This is a genomic window from Jatrophihabitans lederbergiae (assembly GCF_031845305.1).
GTDB classification, from domain to species: domain Bacteria; phylum Actinomycetota; class Actinomycetes; order Mycobacteriales; family Jatrophihabitantaceae; genus Jatrophihabitans_A; species Jatrophihabitans_A lederbergiae.
The window spans coordinates 120,203-135,833 of the sequence record NZ_JAVREH010000002.1; the positions used below are offsets into that span (position 1 = coordinate 120,203).

20 protein-coding genes and 2 pseudogenes are annotated in these 15,631 nt (G+C 67.3%); 16 read left to right on the forward strand and 6 right to left on the reverse strand.

All coding sequences use genetic code 11. The features are described from left to right. Window positions 1-26: 26 nt before the first annotated feature. From RM423_RS02090 to egtD, 6 genes are all read left to right on the forward strand, one after another. Window positions 27-680: an adenylate kinase gene (locus RM423_RS02090; RefSeq protein ID WP_311421335.1), complete on the forward strand. Its 654-nt coding sequence runs from the start codon at window positions 27-29 to the stop codon at window positions 678-680. Between the two features lie 7 nt (window positions 681-687). Next, window positions 688-1,521, forward strand: a complete 834-nt coding sequence (map, locus tag RM423_RS02095; RefSeq protein ID WP_311421336.1) for a type I methionyl aminopeptidase — start codon at window positions 688-690, stop codon at window positions 1,519-1,521. A 95-nt stretch (window positions 1,522-1,616) separates the two neighbouring features. After that, window positions 1,617-2,888, forward strand: a complete 1,272-nt coding sequence (locus tag RM423_RS02100) for a glutamate-cysteine ligase family protein (protein WP_311421337.1) — start codon at window positions 1,617-1,619, stop codon at window positions 2,886-2,888. Beyond that, a complete protein-coding gene (gene egtB, locus RM423_RS02105; RefSeq protein WP_311421338.1) occupies window positions 2,885-4,228 on the forward strand; it encodes an ergothioneine biosynthesis protein EgtB in 1,344 nt (447 codons plus the stop codon). Before RM423_RS02100 ends, egtB begins: the two co-directional genes overlap by 4 nt. 6 nt (window positions 4,229-4,234) lie before the next feature. Beyond that, entirely contained in the window at window positions 4,235-5,065 is an 831-nt protein-coding gene (gene egtC / locus RM423_RS02110) for an ergothioneine biosynthesis protein EgtC (RefSeq protein ID WP_311421339.1), read from the forward strand. Continuing rightward, window positions 5,049-6,014, forward strand: a complete 966-nt coding sequence (gene egtD / locus RM423_RS02115; RefSeq protein WP_311421340.1) for an L-histidine N(alpha)-methyltransferase — start codon at window positions 5,049-5,051, stop codon at window positions 6,012-6,014. The genes egtC and egtD overlap by 17 nt, the downstream gene beginning before the upstream one ends. 199 nt (window positions 6,015-6,213) lie before the next feature. On the opposite strand, the gene RM423_RS02120 is transcribed toward egtD, so the two are convergent. From RM423_RS02120 to RM423_RS02130, 3 genes are all read right to left on the reverse strand, one after another. After that, on the reverse strand, window positions 6,214-6,378 hold the full coding sequence (locus tag RM423_RS02120; protein WP_311421341.1) for a hypothetical protein: 165 nt from the start codon (window positions 6,376-6,378) through the stop codon (window positions 6,214-6,216). A 115-nt stretch (window positions 6,379-6,493) separates the two neighbouring features. Next, the gene (locus tag RM423_RS02125) at window positions 6,494-6,994 is read right to left on the reverse strand and encodes a M78 family metallopeptidase domain-containing protein (protein WP_311421342.1); all 501 of its coding nucleotides are present in this window, start codon (window positions 6,992-6,994) and stop codon (window positions 6,494-6,496) included. A 47-nt stretch (window positions 6,995-7,041) separates the two neighbouring features. Beyond that, window positions 7,042-7,479, reverse strand: a complete 438-nt coding sequence (locus tag RM423_RS02130; protein ID WP_311421343.1) for a hypothetical protein — start codon at window positions 7,477-7,479, stop codon at window positions 7,042-7,044. Window positions 7,480-8,051: 572 nt separating this feature from the next. On the opposite strand from RM423_RS02130, the pseudogene RM423_RS26235 reads away from it, so the two are divergent. Then, window positions 8,052-8,141 (forward strand): annotated as a pseudogene (locus RM423_RS26235) (transposase); the annotation flags it as partial. Between the two features lie 389 nt (window positions 8,142-8,530). Here RM423_RS26235 and RM423_RS02140 read toward each other — a convergent pair. Continuing rightward, entirely contained in the window at window positions 8,531-8,968 is a 438-nt protein-coding gene (locus RM423_RS02140; RefSeq protein ID WP_311421343.1) for a hypothetical protein, read from the reverse strand. Between the two features lie 238 nt (window positions 8,969-9,206). Here RM423_RS02140 and RM423_RS02145 point away from each other — a divergent pair, with 238 nt between their 5' ends. Further along, on the forward strand, window positions 9,207-9,503 hold the full coding sequence (locus RM423_RS02145; protein WP_311421344.1) for a helix-turn-helix transcriptional regulator: 297 nt from the start codon (window positions 9,207-9,209) through the stop codon (window positions 9,501-9,503). An 86-nt stretch (window positions 9,504-9,589) separates the two neighbouring features. On the opposite strand, the pseudogene RM423_RS25365 reads toward RM423_RS02145, so the two are convergent. Next, window positions 9,590-9,811: pseudogene (locus RM423_RS25365) on the reverse strand (LLM class flavin-dependent oxidoreductase); the annotation flags it as partial. Window positions 9,812-10,085: 274 nt separating this feature from the next. Between RM423_RS25365 and infA the strand changes: the two are divergent. The 8 genes from infA to truA all read left to right on the forward strand — a co-directional run bounded on the left by infA (window position 10,086) and on the right by truA (window position 14,968). Then, window positions 10,086-10,307: a translation initiation factor IF-1 gene (infA, locus tag RM423_RS02150; protein WP_311421483.1), complete on the forward strand. Its 222-nt coding sequence runs from the start codon at window positions 10,086-10,088 to the stop codon at window positions 10,305-10,307. A 67-nt stretch (window positions 10,308-10,374) separates the two neighbouring features. After that, window positions 10,375-10,488 (forward strand): 50S ribosomal protein L36, encoded by a 114-nt coding sequence (gene rpmJ / locus RM423_RS02155; protein ID WP_015883600.1) that lies wholly within the window; start codon window positions 10,375-10,377, stop codon window positions 10,486-10,488. Window positions 10,489-10,680: 192 nt separating this feature from the next. After that, the gene (rpsM, locus tag RM423_RS02160) at window positions 10,681-11,058 is read left to right on the forward strand and encodes a 30S ribosomal protein S13 (RefSeq protein WP_311421484.1); all 378 of its coding nucleotides are present in this window, start codon (window positions 10,681-10,683) and stop codon (window positions 11,056-11,058) included. Window positions 11,059-11,134: 76 nt separating this feature from the next. After that, window positions 11,135-11,542 carry a 30S ribosomal protein S11 gene (gene rpsK / locus RM423_RS02165; RefSeq protein WP_311421345.1) on the forward strand — a complete coding sequence of 136 codons (408 nt, stop codon included), beginning with the start codon at window positions 11,135-11,137 and terminating at the stop codon, window positions 11,540-11,542. A gap of 58 nt (window positions 11,543-11,600) precedes the next feature. After that, complete coding sequence (gene rpsD, locus RM423_RS02170; RefSeq protein ID WP_311421346.1) at window positions 11,601-12,206, forward strand: 30S ribosomal protein S4; 606 nt, start codon at window positions 11,601-11,603, stop codon at window positions 12,204-12,206. Between the two features lie 149 nt (window positions 12,207-12,355). After that, window positions 12,356-13,381, forward strand: coding sequence for a DNA-directed RNA polymerase subunit alpha (locus RM423_RS02175; protein ID WP_311421347.1), 1,026 nt, complete (start codon window positions 12,356-12,358; stop codon window positions 13,379-13,381). A 73-nt stretch (window positions 13,382-13,454) separates the two neighbouring features. After that, window positions 13,455-14,093, forward strand: a complete 639-nt coding sequence (gene rplQ / locus RM423_RS02180) for a 50S ribosomal protein L17 (protein ID WP_311421348.1) — start codon at window positions 13,455-13,457, stop codon at window positions 14,091-14,093. Between the two features lie 20 nt (window positions 14,094-14,113). Next, entirely contained in the window at window positions 14,114-14,968 is an 855-nt protein-coding gene (gene truA / locus RM423_RS02185; RefSeq protein ID WP_311421349.1) for a tRNA pseudouridine(38-40) synthase TruA, read from the forward strand. A 46-nt stretch (window positions 14,969-15,014) separates the two neighbouring features. On the opposite strand, the gene RM423_RS02190 is transcribed toward truA, so the two are convergent. Continuing rightward, on the reverse strand, window positions 15,015-15,623 hold the full coding sequence (locus RM423_RS02190; RefSeq protein ID WP_311421350.1) for an RBBP9/YdeN family alpha/beta hydrolase: 609 nt from the start codon (window positions 15,621-15,623) through the stop codon (window positions 15,015-15,017). Window positions 15,624-15,631: the final 8 nt, after the last annotated feature.

Consider the following 15,631-nt stretch of genomic DNA (forward strand, 5'->3'; position numbering starts at 1 on the left):
GACCGGAGTGGACCGGTGAGAACCTAGTGCGACTCGTACTCGTGGGGCCACCTGGCGCAGGCAAGGGCACCCAGGCGGAGTTCATCGCCGAGCGGTTCTCCATCCCCAAGATCTCGACGGGTGACATCTTCCGGGCGAACGTATCCGGTGGCACGGAGCTGGGCAAGCTCGCGAAGTCCTACATGGACGCGGGTGACCTGGTTCCGGACAAGGTCACCGTGGCCATGGTGCGGGACCGGCTCGGCGAGCCTGACGCTGCCGCGGGTTTCCTGCTCGACGGGTTTCCGCGCAACGTCGCCCAAGCCTACGAACTCGATTCCGCGCTCGGTGATCTCGGCTCGTCCCTGGACGTGGTGGTGGAACTCGAGGTCGACAGCGAAGAAGTTGTCCGCCGGCTGTCCGGTCGACGGATGTGCCGCAAGTGCGGCCATATCTGGCACGTCGACTACGAGCCGACGGATGCCGAGGGTGTCTGCGACCTGTGCGGTGGCGACCTGTTCCAGCGTGACGACGACAAGGCCGAAACTGTCCGGCACCGGCTCGACGTCTACGCCGAGCAGACCGCGCCCCTGATCAAGTTCTACGACCAGCGAGGCCAGCTCGTGGTGGTCGACGCGCTCGGTACCGTCGAGGACGTGACCGAACGTGCCATCACCGCCCTCACCAAAGTGACCTCCTGACCTGCCCATGCGCCGTCGTAGGGATGACATCCAGCTGAAGTCGCCTGAGCAGATCAAGCTCATGCGCCGCGCCGGGCTTGCCGTGGCCGCCGGGTTGGCAGCGATGACCGAGGCCACGCAGCCGGGTGTGTCGACCTATGAACTCGACCAGATCGCGCGCTCAGCCCTGGCGAAGGCCGGAGCTACGTCGTCCTTCCTCGGCTACGCCGGACCGCCGCCCTTTCCCGGCGTCATCTGTTCGTCCCGGAACTCCAAGATCGTTCATGGCATACCCAGCAAGGACGACGTGCTGGCCGACGGCGACCTGATCTCGCTGGACTTCGGCGCGATCGTGGACGGCTGGCACGGCGACGCCGCCGTCACCGTCACGGTCGGACAGGTCTCCGCCGAAGCGGCCGCGTTGTCGGCCGCGTGCCGAAGCTCGATGTGGGACGGCATCGCCGCGGCCCAGGTCGGTGGCCGGCTGACCGACATCTCGCATGCCGTCGAGACGTCCGTCCGCAGGTCCGGCCGCTACGGCATCGTGACCGGTTACGGCGGCCACGGGATCGGCACCGCCATGCACATGGAGCCGCACATCCTCAACCATGGAAAGCCCGGCAGGGGCCCGGAACTCGTTGCGGGAATGGCGCTGGCAATCGAGCCCATGATCACCCTCGGCTCGCCCAACACCCGAGAGCTTGCCGACAACTGGACTGTGGAAACGGCCGACGGCTCCCCGGCCGCGCACTGGGAACACACGGTCGCCCTCCTTCCGGACGGGGTCTGGGTGCTCACGGCAGAGGACGGCGGACGCGCCGAACTGGCTGTCCGCGGCGTTCGGCTGAGTTCGCTGGCCTGACCAATCCCCGCTGATCCCTGCATCGAATCTTGTTTGTGGCCGTTGTCAGTGCGGCGTTATAGGTTCGAGGGCAAGCTCAGAGAGGGGATGAGGGCATGATTCGATCGACTTTCGATCACCGGACAGCACAGCCGATCAGCACAGTCGCCGAAGCCGGCACCTACGTGACGCGGGTCTGCTTCAAGCACGGGCCACCGACAAGAACTGGTCTCGAGCTGGAATGGATTCTTCTCGATCCCGCCGACCCGGAGCGTCGCGGTGATCTCAAGACCCTGCGGTCCCTGCTGGGTCCCCACGCTCCTCACACCATTGCCGCAGGCAGTCCAGCGGCCCCGCTGCCCGGTGGGGGTCTGGTCACGATCGAGCCGGGGGGCCAGGTCGAGATCTCCTCGGCCCCGGCACAGTCGGTCACCGCCTTGATCACGGCCATGACCGCGGACATCTCCGCACTGCAACGCCTGCTCGATCCGTCGGGTCTGGTGATGTCCGACCTGGCGGCGGACACCCGCCGGGCACCTGAGCTGTTGCTGCGGAGTCCGCGCTACACCGCGATGGCCGAGAGCTTCGACTCCATCAGCCCCGCCGGCCGCGTGATGATGTGTTCCACCGCCTCCGCGCAGGTGTGCCTGGACGTGGGTACTTCCGACCTGGCCGCCGAGCGGTGGCGAGCGGCGCACTACCTCGGCCCGGTACTGCTGGCCGCGTTCGCCAACTCGCCGCTCGGCGCCGATACCGGGACGCCGGTCGTGTCAGCTCGGATGTCTGCCTGGTGGGAGCTCGATCCAGCACGCACGCTGCCCCCCGAGACGTTCGACCCGGCCGACTACCCGGCTCGGGTGCTGGACACCCAGGTGCTGGCGCGGCGCCGCGCGGACGGCCCGTGGCTGGTGTCCGAGCCCCTCACGCTGCGCGAGTGGGCCGCATCTGGCGAACCGCTGACGGCCGCCGACATCGATCTGCACCTGTCGATGCTGTTCCCTCCGGTGCGCCCTCAGGGGTACCTGGAATTTCGGTACCTCGATCAGCAGCCCGCGGGGGAATGGGTGGCGCCACTAGCGCTGATCGCCGCTCTGTTCCGCAGCGGCGAGTCGGTGCGCCAGGTGCTCGAGGCCTGTGCCGACGTCGCCGATCGCTGGCGCCAGGCGACCGAGTACGGCCTGGCCGACCCCGCACTGCGCCGGGCCGCGGCTGAGCTGCACGAGATCGCGCGGCCGGGAATCGCCGAATTGGACTTGGACCCCGCGACGCTGGCCTTCATCACCGACCTGCTCGACCGCCGGCTGCGGACGGGTATCAGCCCAGCCATGGACGCACTGCCGCACCCGCAACCAGAGAACGTTCCTCAGCCCGATAGGGAGCTGCGATGACCACGCTGCACGACTTCACCGATCCGACGACGCTGACCGACGACGCGCTCCGCCAGCACATCGCCGCGGAACTCGACAGGGCCCGACAGCGCACCAGTGCGCTGGCAGATGCCGTGGACGAGCAGGATCTGGTCAGCCAGCATTCGCCGCTCATGTCGCCCCTGGTGTGGGACTACGCGCACATCGCGAACCAGGAAGAGATCTGGCTGGTGCGGGATGTCGGCCGGCACGACGCCGTCCGCAGCGACATCGACGACATGTACGACGCCTTCCAGAACGCCCGGGCCGACCGTCCGGCGCTGCCGCTCCTGTCGCCGGTACAGACCCGGGGGTACGTGGCGCAGGTCCGGGACAAGGTCCTCGATGTCCTGAACTCCGCCCGGCTGAACGCCGATCCATTGACTCAGGCCGGTTTCGCGTTCGGCATGGTCGTGCAGCACGAGCAGCAGCACGACGAGACCATGTTGGCCACCCATCAGCTTCGCCGCACCGGCCCGGCGCTGCACGCCCCGACTCCGGCTCCCGACCGGGCCACCGGCCTGCCGGCAGAGATCTTCCTGCCGGCAGGCGGCTTCACGATGGGGACGTCGACCGAGGCATGGGCACTCGACAACGAACGCCCCGCCCACGAGGTGCAGGTGGACGCCTTCTTCCTCGACACGACGCCGGTGACCAACGGCCAGTTCGCCGCCTTTCTCGACGCCGGTGGCTACGACGACGAGCGATGGTGGTCCGTAGGCGGATGGGCCCATCGACACCGCGCCAATCTCAGCGCGCCGCTCTTCTGGTTCCGCAACGACAACGGTGACTGGTACCGCCGGAGCTTCGGCACGGTGCTGCCCGTCGCGGCGGACGAGCCGGTGGTGCATGTCTGCTACTACGAGGCCGAGGCCTACGCGGCCTGGGCCGGCCGGAGGCTGCCCACCGAGGCGGAGTGGGAGAAGGCCGCGCGCTGGGATCCGGATACTCAACGGTCCCGGCGCTACCCGTGGGGCGACGCCGACCCGACGCCGGTGCATGCCAACCTCGGCCAACAGCATCTTCGGCCGGCCCTGGCGGGAAGCTATCCGGCAGGGGCGTCACCGCTCGGAGTGCATCAGCTGATGGGCGACGTCTGGGAGTGGACGTCCTCCACGCTGTCGGCCTATCCCGGCTTCCGCCCGTTCCCGTATGACGAGTACACCAAGGTTTTTCTCGGATCGGATTACCGGGTGCTGCGAGGTGGGTCGTTCGGAACCGACCGTGCGGCGTGCCGGGGCACTTTCCGCAACTGGGACTACCCGATTCGCCGTCAGATCTTCGCCGGCTTCCGGACGGCCCGGAACGCCGGCCGGGCCTGAGCACCCGTGTGCCGTCACTTCGGCTACCTGGGCGAACCGGTCTCGCTCGCAGACCTGGTCTTCACTCCGCCGCACTCGCTGGCCAGCCAGTCCTACGCCCCACACGATATGCGCGGCGGCGGAACGGTCAACGTCGACGGCTTCGGAGTGGGATGGTACCCGGCAGGCTCTGCGGCTGTGAGCCGAACGGCTGAGGGTGAGCCGGCCGCGCGGCGCTACCGGCGGTCCGTGCCCATCTGGCAGGACGCCAACTTCGCCCAACTCGCGGCTGACACCCACGCGACCGGAGCTCTCGGTGCGCTGCGCAACGCCACCGCGGGCATGCCGGTGGCTGAGGCCGCGTGCGCCCCGTTCACCGATGGCCAGTGGCTCTTCAGCCTGAACGGACGCATCAGCGGCTGGCCCGACACCGTGGTTCGGCTTGCCGCTGAGCTGCCGCCGCGCGACCTGCTGACCCTCGAGGCACCGACGGACTCCGCGCTGCTCTGGGCCGTCTTGCGTCATCGCCTGTCGGTGCCCGGGCAGCCCCGTCCGGTCGACCCGGCGGCGGTGCTCGGGAGCCTGGTGGCACAACTGCTCATCGACGCGCCGGGATCGCGACTCAACACCCTGCTCACCGATGGTCGGCGACTCTATGCCACCACGGCCAGCCATTCGTTGTGGTGCCGGCACAGCGGATCGAGCGTGTTGCTCGCGAGCGAGCCCTTCGACAACGACCCGGCGTGGATCTGCATCGAGGACGGCCGCGTCGTCACCGCCGACCGTACCGGCGTGAGCAGCGCCCCGCTGCCGCGCACCAGCCCTGAAGAAAGTGGATCGGATGTCCATCAACGTTGACAACACCCTCCTCGACTCGGCCAGCTCGGTCGAGGAGCTGGCACTGGACGCGCGGGTCGGGCTCACGTCCACGCCCAAGTCTCTGCCGCCGAGGTGGTTCTACGACGCGCGTGGCAGCGAGCTGTTCGAGCAGATCACCGAGCTGCCCGAGTATTACCCCACTAGGACGGAGCGCCAGATCCTGGAGGCGTACGCGGACGATATTGCCGCCGCGGCGCCGGTGAACACCGTCATCGAGCTGGGTTCAGGGTCCTCGACCAAGACGCAGCTGCTCCTGGATGCGTGGCAGCGCGCTGGAGCCTTGCAACGGATCGTCACCCTGGACGTGTCCACCAGTGCATTGGCTGAGGCGGCAGCCGGGCTCGCGGGCCGATATCCGGACGTCGAGGTACGTCCGGTGCGGGCTGACTTCGCCCGGCACCTCAAGGACCTTCCGACGACGGGACGTACCGCCATCGTCTTTCTGGGGTCCACCATCGGCAACCTCGACCCCGCTGAGCGTGGCCGGTTCTTCGAGCAGGTGAGGTCCGCGCTACCCGACGGCGACGTGCTGCTGATGGGTACCGACCTGGTCAAGTCAGAGCAGACTTTGGTTCCCGCCTACGACGACGCGGCCGGGGTCACGGCGGAGTTCAACCTGAACCTGCTCCAGGTGCTGAATCGGAAGCTGGACGGCAACCTGCCGATCGAGGCGTTCAGCCATCGCGCGGTCTGGAACTCGGAGCAGGAGCGGATCGAGATGCGGCTTCGCGCCAACCGGACGGTGGATGCCTGCCTGGCGGCCATCAGCCTGCGGGTGCACTTCGACGAGGGCGAGGAGATGCTCACCGAAATCTCGTCGAAGTTCCATCGAAAAGGCATCTCGGCGGAGCTTGCTGCGGCCGGACTCTGCGTGCAGCGGTGGTGGACCGACCCGCTGGAGGCCTTCGCGGTGAGTTTGTCCGGCTGATAGCTCCCTGTCCGGGCCGGTGATTGACCGGGAGAGAGCGGCATGGCCAGCAGTGCGGTGCCCCCACATCCGCGACGTCCACTGTCCCTAGCAGTGGTCGATCTGCTGCCATGCCGCTCCACCCTCCCCCGAGGTTTTTAGGTGCCTTCCTGCCCGTGGTGACGTTCCTTCAATTGCGTCTCTTTGACGTGGAGGTGCGTCATGCCTTGAGTTGCTTGGAGAAGTTGTTGCAGGTGATGCCGCAGGAGCGAGACGGCACCGCCCGGTGTCGGCGGGCGCCGATGAGGGCGAGCCGCAGTTCGGAGGCGTTGATCAGTAGCTGGTTGGCAAAGTCCAGCGGCTTGAGATCCCCGGCGGTACGCATACTGGCTCCTGTCGTAACGGACAACAGACATTAAAGTGCCGGGTAACGGCTTACTTGTCAAGTATTGACTTGTTTTACTTGCTGGCCGGAAGATCCGATAGCGCGGGTAGCCGGCTCACGCCACCGACCAGAGCGGAACCTGGCGCGCCAGCGCTCGCCGTAGCGCTCTGCGCTCGACACGGTCCACCCGGCTCAGGCGGACGGCCAGCGTCTCACTGTCGACATCGAGCCACTGCGCGATAGCGCCCGGATCTTCGACCCCACCCAGGGCCCGAATGGCGGCGATGAGCTGTGACAGCGGAACGAGTCGCAGCGCGGTCTCGGTGTGCACCTGGATCTCTTCGCGCTGGGACCAGGGGCCGCAATCGAGGATGCCCCGCTCGAGATGAACGAGTTCGTGGGTGAGGGTGCATCGCCGCTGGGCGCCGCTGGTGCCGGCGCGCAGGGCGATCACCAGGCCGTCATCGCGGACCTCGCCGAGCAGGTCACCGGACATCGGCTCGATCACGACCCGGACCGCGGGCCAGTTCTGCCGAACGTCAGCCCAGGGGTCGTACAGCCCGCGGCTGTCATAGGAGATGAGCTGGGGGCGGGGGGTGCCGGGGCGCGAGGTCATGCTCGCAGTATCGGGTGGGGCTCTGACGATTCTGTGCCGGTGGTGGGTTAGCGCTGGGGTGGTTCGAGGGTGCCGCGGCGGGCTGCTTTGGTGGTTTTTTTGGAGCGGTGTGTGTCTAGTCGGGTGACGGGTGTGGTGGTGTCGGCGGTCTGGGTGGGTTCGAGCATGGCGCGGATGATTTCGTCGACGGCGCGGCGTTGCCGGCGGTTGAGGCGGCTGGCTTCGGTGGGTGGGTGGTAGGGCTGGGTTTCTTCGGCGGGTAGGGCTGCGGCGGTGCGGAGTGTGCCGAGGGGGATGTGCAGGACTGTGGAGAGGGCGAGCAGGGTGGCTTCGTCGGGTCGGCCGTGGTCGCCGCGTAGGTAGCGGGCGGCGGTGTCGTGGTTGAGGCTGTAGCCGTGCTCTTGGGCGGCGCGGGCGATGGAGCGGGCGCTGAGGTTGTCGTGCTCTGCGTTGGCCTGGCGGAGCAGTTCGGACAGGGTGCTCACCGGCGCGGCTTGCGTGCAGACATGTTGTAGACACTAGCGCCCTGGTATGCCGTTAAGTGCCCTCTTGCCCACATCCGCCTGCACGCATCTCGGCTTGCCCGCAGCTGGCTTGTGCGTCGAGTGCGGGCGTGTCAGATCGGTTGGGTAAGTGACGTGGCGTGACTCCGAGTCAGAGGGTTCGGAAAGGGACCACGCGATGACTGACACTCGGATCGTGCCCGGGCAGGCCTGACCGTCCGCCGGCGGATGAGAACCGCCGCTGGTCGATGCGGAGTTCGCGGACGAACTGCTTGCGCGGGCGCAGGCGGAAGGGGTCGAGTTGCTCGGCCCGGACGGCCTGCTGAGTCAGGTGAGCAAGGCGGTGCTGGAGCGGGGCTGACCGAGGAGATGAGCCAACACCTGGGTTATGACAAATACGATCCCGTCGGGCGTGGGTCGGGACCAGCCGCAGCGGCAGCACCGGTAAGCGGGCTGTTGACTGAGATCGGTGGCATCGATCTGGAGGTGCCGCCACCGTAACGGCAGCTTCGGTCTGAAGATCGTCCGCAAGGCGAGAGGTATGACGTCGCCGTGTGTCACCCGACCTGATCAGCCGGGTCACCGACGCGGTGCTCGAGGAGCTGCAGGAATGGCAGTCCCGAACTCTTGGCCGGGTCTGGCCGGCGGGGTTGCCCAAGCACTTTCGTGCAGGGAGGTCCCCCTTCGGCGCGAGGATGGCCAAGACCAGCACCGGGCAATCCTTGAAGTTCTGGCTCACCGTGCTGCCTGACAAGGCAGAGTTCTCTGACACCGCGGCGTGGCAGCGCGCCACCGGCCTGCCCGACGCGCGCTGGCGAAGGATCTGCGGCTGTTCCTCACCGAGCAGGCCGCACTGAAAGTGCTCGACCTCGCCGTTCGCAACCTCGATGAATATCGGGGCCGAACGGTCGGACCCGAAGTTCGGTCTGGAAACAAGCACCCTGAGCGTTCACGAGCTACTTCGAGGGACGCATCCCTCCTACCATGACTGCCACGATCACTTGCCCAGCCGATCTGACACGCCGGTGGTGGGTTAGCGCTGGGGTGGTTCGAGGGTGCCGCGGCGGGCTGCTTTGGTGGTTTTTTTGGAGCGGTGTGTGTCTAGTCGGGTGACGGGTGTGGTGGTGTCGGCGGTCTGGGTGGGTTCGAGCATGGCGCGGATGATTTCGTCGACGGCGCGGCGTTGCCGGCGGTTGAGGCGGCTGGCTTCGGTGGGTGGGTGGTAGGGCTGGGTTTCTTCGGCGGGTAGGGCTGCGGCGGTGCGGAGTGTGCCGAGGGGGATGTGCAGGACTGTGGAGAGGGCGAGCAGGGTGGCTTCGTCGGGTCGGCCGTGGTCGCCGCGTAGGTAGCGGGCGGCGGTGTCGTGGTTGAGGCTGTAGCCGTGCTCTTGGGCGGCGCGGGCGATGGAGCGGGCGCTGAGGTTGTCGTGCTCTGCGTTGGCCTGGCGGAGCAGTTCGGACAGGGTGCTCACCGGCGCGGCTTGCGTGCAGACATGTTGTAGACACTAGCGCCCTGGTATGCCGTTACGTGCCCTCTTGCCCACATCCGGCGGAGGCTGCGGCGGGCGGCCGGAGGATGATGGATGGCAACGTTGATGTCGAAGCGGCGCAACGCCGTGTATGTCTGATTACTGATCAGACGTCATACGGTTGGGTAGGTTTGCTGCAATCCGGTCGCCGCCGGATAGAACTGCTCGTAACGGGGGATACATGCAACTTCGTAGCCGGCAAGCGCTAGCGGACTACATCGATCTCTTGGGCCTGTCAGAGCGCCAGGTCGCCCGCAGCGCAGGCTTGAGCCACTCCACCGTGAACCATCTGGTCACCGGACGGCGGGTCAGCTGCTCCCTGCGCACCGCCATGGCGATCGAGCGGGTGCTGGACTGCCCGCCTGGACTGCTGTTCGCCCCGGACACCGACGCGGATCGGTTGGCGCTGTCTCGGCTGTGGTCGCGCTCCGACGCTCGTGGAAACCCGGACTCCGGTGCTGACAGCCAGCAGCGCTGAGCGCCGCGGCCGAACTCGGAAGCCGCTACACCTCGGCCCGATCGAGGCTGAGTTCCGCGATCAGCTCGTAGGACCGCAGCGGGTCGGTCAGGCCGGCCCGGGTACAGCGACTCCAGGGTGTCGAACTGTTCGGCAACCCCCAGCGGCGCGTGATGGGGAAGCATCACCCCGCCGGAGCCCACCCGGATCGTCCGGGTCGCGGTTGCGGCGCGCCGCGCCAGTTCGGTCGTGAACCGCCGCGCCTCCGTGGTGTCACCTTTACCGCTGACCGGCGCGAGATCCGGGACGGAGAGGGGGACACTGTTCATGCCGCCTGCAACGGCCCACGGCATGGCGCTCTTCCCGCGCCGGGGCTGGTTTTGGTATCACGTGTGGACGTGAGTAAACTCCTTCGAGGCGCATGCCGCCGGTTTTCATGCCCTTATCTCAGGGTGCTCGCTGTGGCCGCGAGCGGATGCCGGCCCTCATCGGAAGCGCCGGACGTAGTTGTGGTCGATGCGGTGTGTCCGTGCCTTCAGAACTGCGACCGCAATGTTCACAGTGCTTACAGTGCACGACGAGACGCAACGAAAAGCGGAGGACATGGCCAAAAAGGATGGGGCCATCGAGGTCGAAGGCAAAGTGGTCGAACCACTGCCGAACGCGATGTTCCGGGTAGAGCTGAGCAACGGGCACAAAGTGCTCGCGCACATCAGCGGCAAGATGCGGCAGCACTACATCCGCATCCTGCCCGAGGACCGCGTCGTGGTGGAGCTATCCCCGTACGACCTCACCCGCGGGCGCATCGTCTACCGCTACAAGTAAGCCGACCGATGAAGATGACCGCTTCCAGTCCGGGGCGGGCATCCTGTTCGAAATCAGGAGTTAGACCGTGAAGGTCAAGCCCAGCGTCAAGCCGATCTGCGACAAGTGCAAGGTCATCCGTCGCCACGGTCGAGTCATGGTCATCTGCGAGAACCTGCGCCACAAGCAGCGCCAGGGCTGAGCAGACCGGCCAACCAGCACTACCCCAGCACGCGCATTCCTCCTCGCGTCGCCAAGCTCCGCCCCCGGGCGGTGGCCGTGACTCGGGGCCACCCCCGGTCGGAGGCCGGGGCCGTTCAGTCCAGCAATGGACACCGGGCACGAGCGGACGGATGCGCACAAGACCTCCGAAGAAACGAAGGAGAACGCCCACATGGCACGTCTTGCCGGCGTTGACCTGCCCCGCGAGAAGCGGCTCGTCATCGCACTCACCTACATCTACGGCGTCGGACCGACCCGCGCTAAGGAAACCATCGAGGCCACCGGCCTCAGTGCGGACCTGCGCGCGCGCGACCTGACGGACGAGGACCTCGTCAAGCTCCGTAACCACCTCGAGGGCAACTACAAGGTCGAAGGTGACCTCCGTCGCGAGGTTGCGGCCGACATTCGCCGCAAGATCGAGATCGGTTGCTACCAGGGCCTTCGGCACCGTCGCGGTCTGCCGGTGCACGGTCAGCGCACCAAGACCAACGCGCGTACCCGCAAGGGGCCGAAGAAGACGATGGCAGGCAAGAAGAAGGTCAAGAAGTAACACCAGCGGTTCCTTGGCTCGCTTCGGGCCGCACTGCTATCCACTTCGTTTCGAACAACCACAGGAGTAAAGGCTTATGCCTCCCAAGACCCGCGCCGCAGGCGGCGTGAAGAAGGTCCGGCGCAAAGAGAAGAAGAACGTTGCGCACGGCCACGCTCACATCAAGAGCACCTTCAACAACACGATCGTCTCGATCACCGATCCGCAGGGCAACGTGATCAGCTGGGCCTCCGCCGGCCACGTGGGCTTCAAGGGCTCGCGTAAGTCGACTCCGTTCGCCGCGCAGATGGCAGCCGAGAACGCTGCCCGCAAGGCGCAGGAGCACGGCGTCAAGAAGGTCGACGTGTTCGTGAAGGGCCCGGGGTCCGGTCGTGAGACCGCGATCCGCTCGTTGCAGGCGACCGGCCTCGAGGTCGGCACCATCTCCGACGTCACCCCCCAGCCCCACAACGGTTGCCGTCCGCCGAAGCGCCGCCGGGTCTGACCCGAGCCGGACGAGTTGTGGAGTGCGAACCTGATGTTGATTGAGGAGAGTTTGTAATATGGCCCGCTACACCGGACCCGCGACCCGTATCTCGCGGCGTCTCAACGTTGACCTCGTCGGCGGCGACGCCGCGTTCGAGCGTCGTCCCTTCCCGCCCGGCCAGCACGGCCGCGCGCGGATCAAGCAGAGCGAGTACTTGCTGCAGCTTCAGGAGAAGCAGAAGGCCAAGTTCTCCTACGGCGTGCTCGAGAAGCAGTTCCGCCGCTACTACGAAGAGGCCACCCGCCGCAACGGCAAGACGGGTGACAACCTGTTGCAGATCCTGGAGTCCCGGCTGGACAACGTGGTCTACCGCGCCGGACTGGCCCGTACCCGCCGTGCCGCCCGCCAGCTGGTGAACCACGGTCACTTCCTGGTGAACGGCAAGAAGGTTGACATCCCCAGCTACCGCGTGACCCCGCTGGACATCATCGACGTCAAGCCGAAGTCACTCGAGACCACGCCGTTCATCATCGCTCGCGAGACCCTGGGCGACCGGCCGGTTCCGGCTTGGCTCCAGATCGTCCCGTCGAAGCTGCGTATTCTGGTGCACCAGCTGCCAGAGCGCGCGCAGATCGACATCCCGGTGTCCGAGCAGCTGATCGTCGAGCTCTACTCCAAGTAAGTGAGCTCTGCTCCACGTAAGTCGGACGGGTTTGCCGGACCTTCTCACACCGCGTCAGTGGTGCGGGAGGGTCCGGTGCCGTGCGGGACAACTGAATACCTACCCGAGCGTCATATAGCGGTCGCTCACGAGTTCCAAGGAGCATCACCTTGCTGATTTCCCAGCGCCCGACGCTGACCGAAGAGGTCATCGCCGACAACCGATCCAAGTTCGTCATCGAGCCGCTCGAGCCCGGCTTCGGCTACACGCTCGGCAACTCGCTGCGTCGTACCCTGTTGTCTTCCATCCCCGGCGCGGCCGTGACCAGCATCCGCATCGACGGTGTGCTGCACGAGTTCACGACCGTCGAGGGTGTCAAAGAGGATGTCACCGACCTGATCCTGAACCTCAAGGAACTGGTCGTGTCCTCGGACTCCGACGAGCCCGTCGTGATGTACCTGCGCAAGCAGGGTCCCGGCGATGTCACCGCCGCCGATATCGCGCCGCCGGCCGGTGTCGAGGTGCACAACCCCGACCTGAAGATCGCGACCATCAACAAGAAGGGCCGGCTCGAGATCGAGCTGATCGTCGAGCGTGGTCGTGGCTACGTCACCGCGGTGCAGAACAAGCAGCCCGGCCAGGAGATCGGCCGGATTCCGGTCGACTCGATCTACTCACCCGTCCTCAAGGTGACGTACAACGTCGAGGCGACCCGTGTCGAGCAGCGCACCGACTTCGACCGCCTGGTCGTCGACGTCGAGACCAAGTCCTCGATCAGCCCGCGCGACGCGGTCGCCAGTGCCGGTCACACCCTGGTCGAGCTCTTCGGCCTGATGCGCGAGCTCAACGAGGAGGCCGAAGGCATCGACGTCGGCCCGTCGCCGACCGAGGTTGCCGACATCGCGGCGTTCTCGATGCCCATCGAGGAGCTGGACCTCACCGTCCGGTCCTACAACTGCCTCAAGCGCGAGGGCATCCACACGGTGGGTGAGCTTGTCGGCCGCAGTGAGGCCGATCTGCTCGACATCCGTAACTTCGGCTCCAAGTCCATCGACGAGGTGAAGGTCAAGCTGAACGGCCTGGGCCTGTCGCTGAAGGACAGCCCCCCCGGATTCGACCTGAACGCCGTGGTCGACTCTTACGGTGGCGACGACTTCACCGACGACACCGACTACGCCGAGACCGAAGAGCTCTAAGACACCTGGCCGCACCCGCTCCCGCGAACTCCAGCGGGTGCGGACTTACAGATATCCCTATTAGGAGCACGACATGCCTACGCCCACCAAGGGACCTCGCCTCGGCGGCGGTCCGGCGCACGAGCGGCTGATGCTCGCGAATCTCGCGACCGCACTGTTCGAGCACGACCGGATCACCACCACCGAGGCGAAGGCCAAGCGGCTGCGCCCGCTGGCCGAAAAGCTCATCACCTTTGCACGCAACGGTGAGCTACACGACCGCCGTCAGGTCCTCAAGGTCATCCGGAACAAGGATGTCGTGCACAAGCTGTTCGCCGAGATCGGGCCGAAGTTCTCGGAGCGTCCGGGCGGCTATACCCGCATCATCAAGGTCAACCCGCGCAAGGGTGACAACGCTCCGATGGCCGTCATCGAGCTGGTCGAAGAGCTGAGCGCGGCCGGCAAGGTGGTCCGCGAGGCCGAGCGGTCCCGTGGCACCAACTTCGCCCCCTCGAACGCGCCGACCGGTCGCACCGCCGAAATCGCCGAGGACGCCGCCGCGGAGTCGCCGACGGCCGCTCGGGTCGCCGAGGACGCCGCTGAGGCCAAGGCCGCCGACGAGGTAGCTGCCGACGTTCCCAGCAGCACCGGCGCTACCGCCGCGGAGTTCGTCGACACCGACTCGGCAGTGCCGGACGCCCCGGCGTCCGAGGGCGACACCGATACCAAGTAGTACGCCTCGACGCGGTCATCATGTACGTCAGCAACGAGCCCGCTTCCCCTACCCGGGGCGGCGGGCTCGTTCGCGTTCGCCTCGACCTCGCCTACGACGGCACGGCCTTCTTCGGGTGGGCCCTGCAGCCGGGGCTGCGCACGGTGCAGGCAGTGCTGGAAGAGGCGCTGGCGACCCTGTTCCGAGTGCCGCGGGTGCCGGTGGTGGTGGCTGGACGAACCGACGCGGGGGTGCACGCGGCCGGTCAGGTGGTGCACGTCGACGTCGACGGGCAACGCTGGCAGCGGGAGGCGCCGCGGATCGTGCGGCGACTGGCCGGGCTGCTGCCCGCGGACGTACGGGTGTATTCGGTCGCGGCGGCCCACCCCGAGTTCGACGCCCGTTTCGCCGCGCTCTGGCGGCGCTACCGCTACCGCATCGCCGACGCCGACTCCGGACCCGATCCGCTGCGCCGCCTCGACACGGCCGGCTGGGGGCGGCGGTTGGATGCCGACCGGATGCGGGAGGCGGCACACCTGCTGCTCGGGTTGAACGACTTCGCCGCCTACTGCCGCCGGCGTGAGGGCGCGAGCACCGTCCGCGAGCTGCAATGCCTGGACGTGGCACGGGACCGGGACCTGATCCAGATCGACGTCCGGGCGGACGCCTTTTGCCACTCCATGGTTCGCTCGCTCGTCGGGGCACTGGCCGCGGTGGGCGACGGCAGCCAGGACGTGGCCTGGCCGGCGGCGCTGCTGAGCCGTTCTCTGCGCAGCGACATGGTGGTGGTCGCACCGGCCAAGGGGCTGACGCTGATGGAGGTCGGCTACCCGCCGGACGGTGAGCTGGCTGCCCGGGCGGCGCAGAGCCGTACGGTACGGAGCCGGTCGCTCTAGTGCTGCGAGGCGGGGTGTGCTGGTCGCTGGGCGAGGTTGCTGGTTGCTAGGCGATGAAGGCGAGGTTGTCGCGGCCGCACCAGTCGAGGACCGCGGGCCAGGGGCCGAATCCGGTCTCGGCGGTGAGGGACCCGGCTCCGGGAACCACCGTGGCCGCCATCTTCAGCGGAGCTCCGTACGCCTGCGCGACACCGCCCGGGCAGTACGGATCATCGTCACTGCCGACCAGGACGGTGCCGTCCGCGGCGCCACGGATGGCGTCGATGTCCAACGGGACGGGATAGAACGAGCTCCAGCCCGCGGCGAGATCAGCACCCGGCCGCGCGACCGGCGGTGCCACCAGGGCGACGCGAGCCGGCCGTGACGCCTTCACTTCCCCGCTGTGGTTCGTTGCATGGTGCAGCCAGAGCAGGCACGACAACGAATGCGCGATCACGTCGAACCCGTCGTCGGGCAGCCCCGCCAGGGTGTCGCGCAGCACCGACGACCATTCCGCCAGGTCCGGCCTCTGCGGGTTCGGCAGCTCCGGAAAGCGCACCTCGCGGCCGGCGGTGCGAAGCTGATCGGCCAGCCACGGTTGCCAGTCGCCGTGCCCGTGTCCGATCGAGCCGTGCAGCAGGACGGTGGGGACGGTGCGGGTGGGTCGGCGCGGCATAGCGGCAG

Excerpts from the sequence above, each read along its gene's own strand:
- RM423_RS02125 (WP_311421342.1), bottom strand. The coding sequence starts at position 6,994 with ATGACCTCGCGCCCCGGCACCCCCCGCCCCCAGCTCATCTCCTATGAC.
- egtD (WP_311421340.1), top strand. The coding sequence starts at position 5,049 with ATGTCCATCAACGTTGACAACACCCTCCTCGACTCGGCCAGCTCGGTC.
- rpsM (WP_311421484.1), top strand. The coding sequence starts at position 10,681 with ATGGCACGTCTTGCCGGCGTTGACCTGCCCCGCGAGAAGCGGCTCGTC.
- egtB (WP_311421338.1), top strand. The coding sequence starts at position 2,885 with ATGACCACGCTGCACGACTTCACCGATCCGACGACGCTGACCGACGAC.
- infA (WP_311421483.1), top strand. The coding sequence starts at position 10,086 with ATGGCCAAAAAGGATGGGGCCATCGAGGTCGAAGGCAAAGTGGTCGAA.
- RM423_RS02120 (WP_311421341.1), bottom strand. The coding sequence starts at position 6,378 with ATGCGTACCGCCGGGGATCTCAAGCCGCTGGACTTTGCCAACCAGCTA.
- truA (WP_311421349.1), top strand. The coding sequence starts at position 14,114 with ATGTACGTCAGCAACGAGCCCGCTTCCCCTACCCGGGGCGGCGGGCTC.
- rplQ (WP_311421348.1), top strand. The coding sequence starts at position 13,455 with ATGCCTACGCCCACCAAGGGACCTCGCCTCGGCGGCGGTCCGGCGCAC.
- rpsK (WP_311421345.1), top strand. The coding sequence starts at position 11,135 with ATGCCTCCCAAGACCCGCGCCGCAGGCGGCGTGAAGAAGGTCCGGCGC.
- rpsD (WP_311421346.1), top strand. The coding sequence starts at position 11,601 with ATGGCCCGCTACACCGGACCCGCGACCCGTATCTCGCGGCGTCTCAAC.
- RM423_RS02145 (WP_311421344.1), top strand. The coding sequence starts at position 9,207 with ATGCAACTTCGTAGCCGGCAAGCGCTAGCGGACTACATCGATCTCTTG.
- RM423_RS02100 (WP_311421337.1), top strand. The coding sequence starts at position 1,617 with ATGATTCGATCGACTTTCGATCACCGGACAGCACAGCCGATCAGCACA.
- map (WP_311421336.1), top strand. The coding sequence starts at position 688 with ATGCGCCGTCGTAGGGATGACATCCAGCTGAAGTCGCCTGAGCAGATC.
- RM423_RS02190 (WP_311421350.1), bottom strand. The coding sequence starts at position 15,623 with ATGCCGCGCCGACCCACCCGCACCGTCCCCACCGTCCTGCTGCACGGC.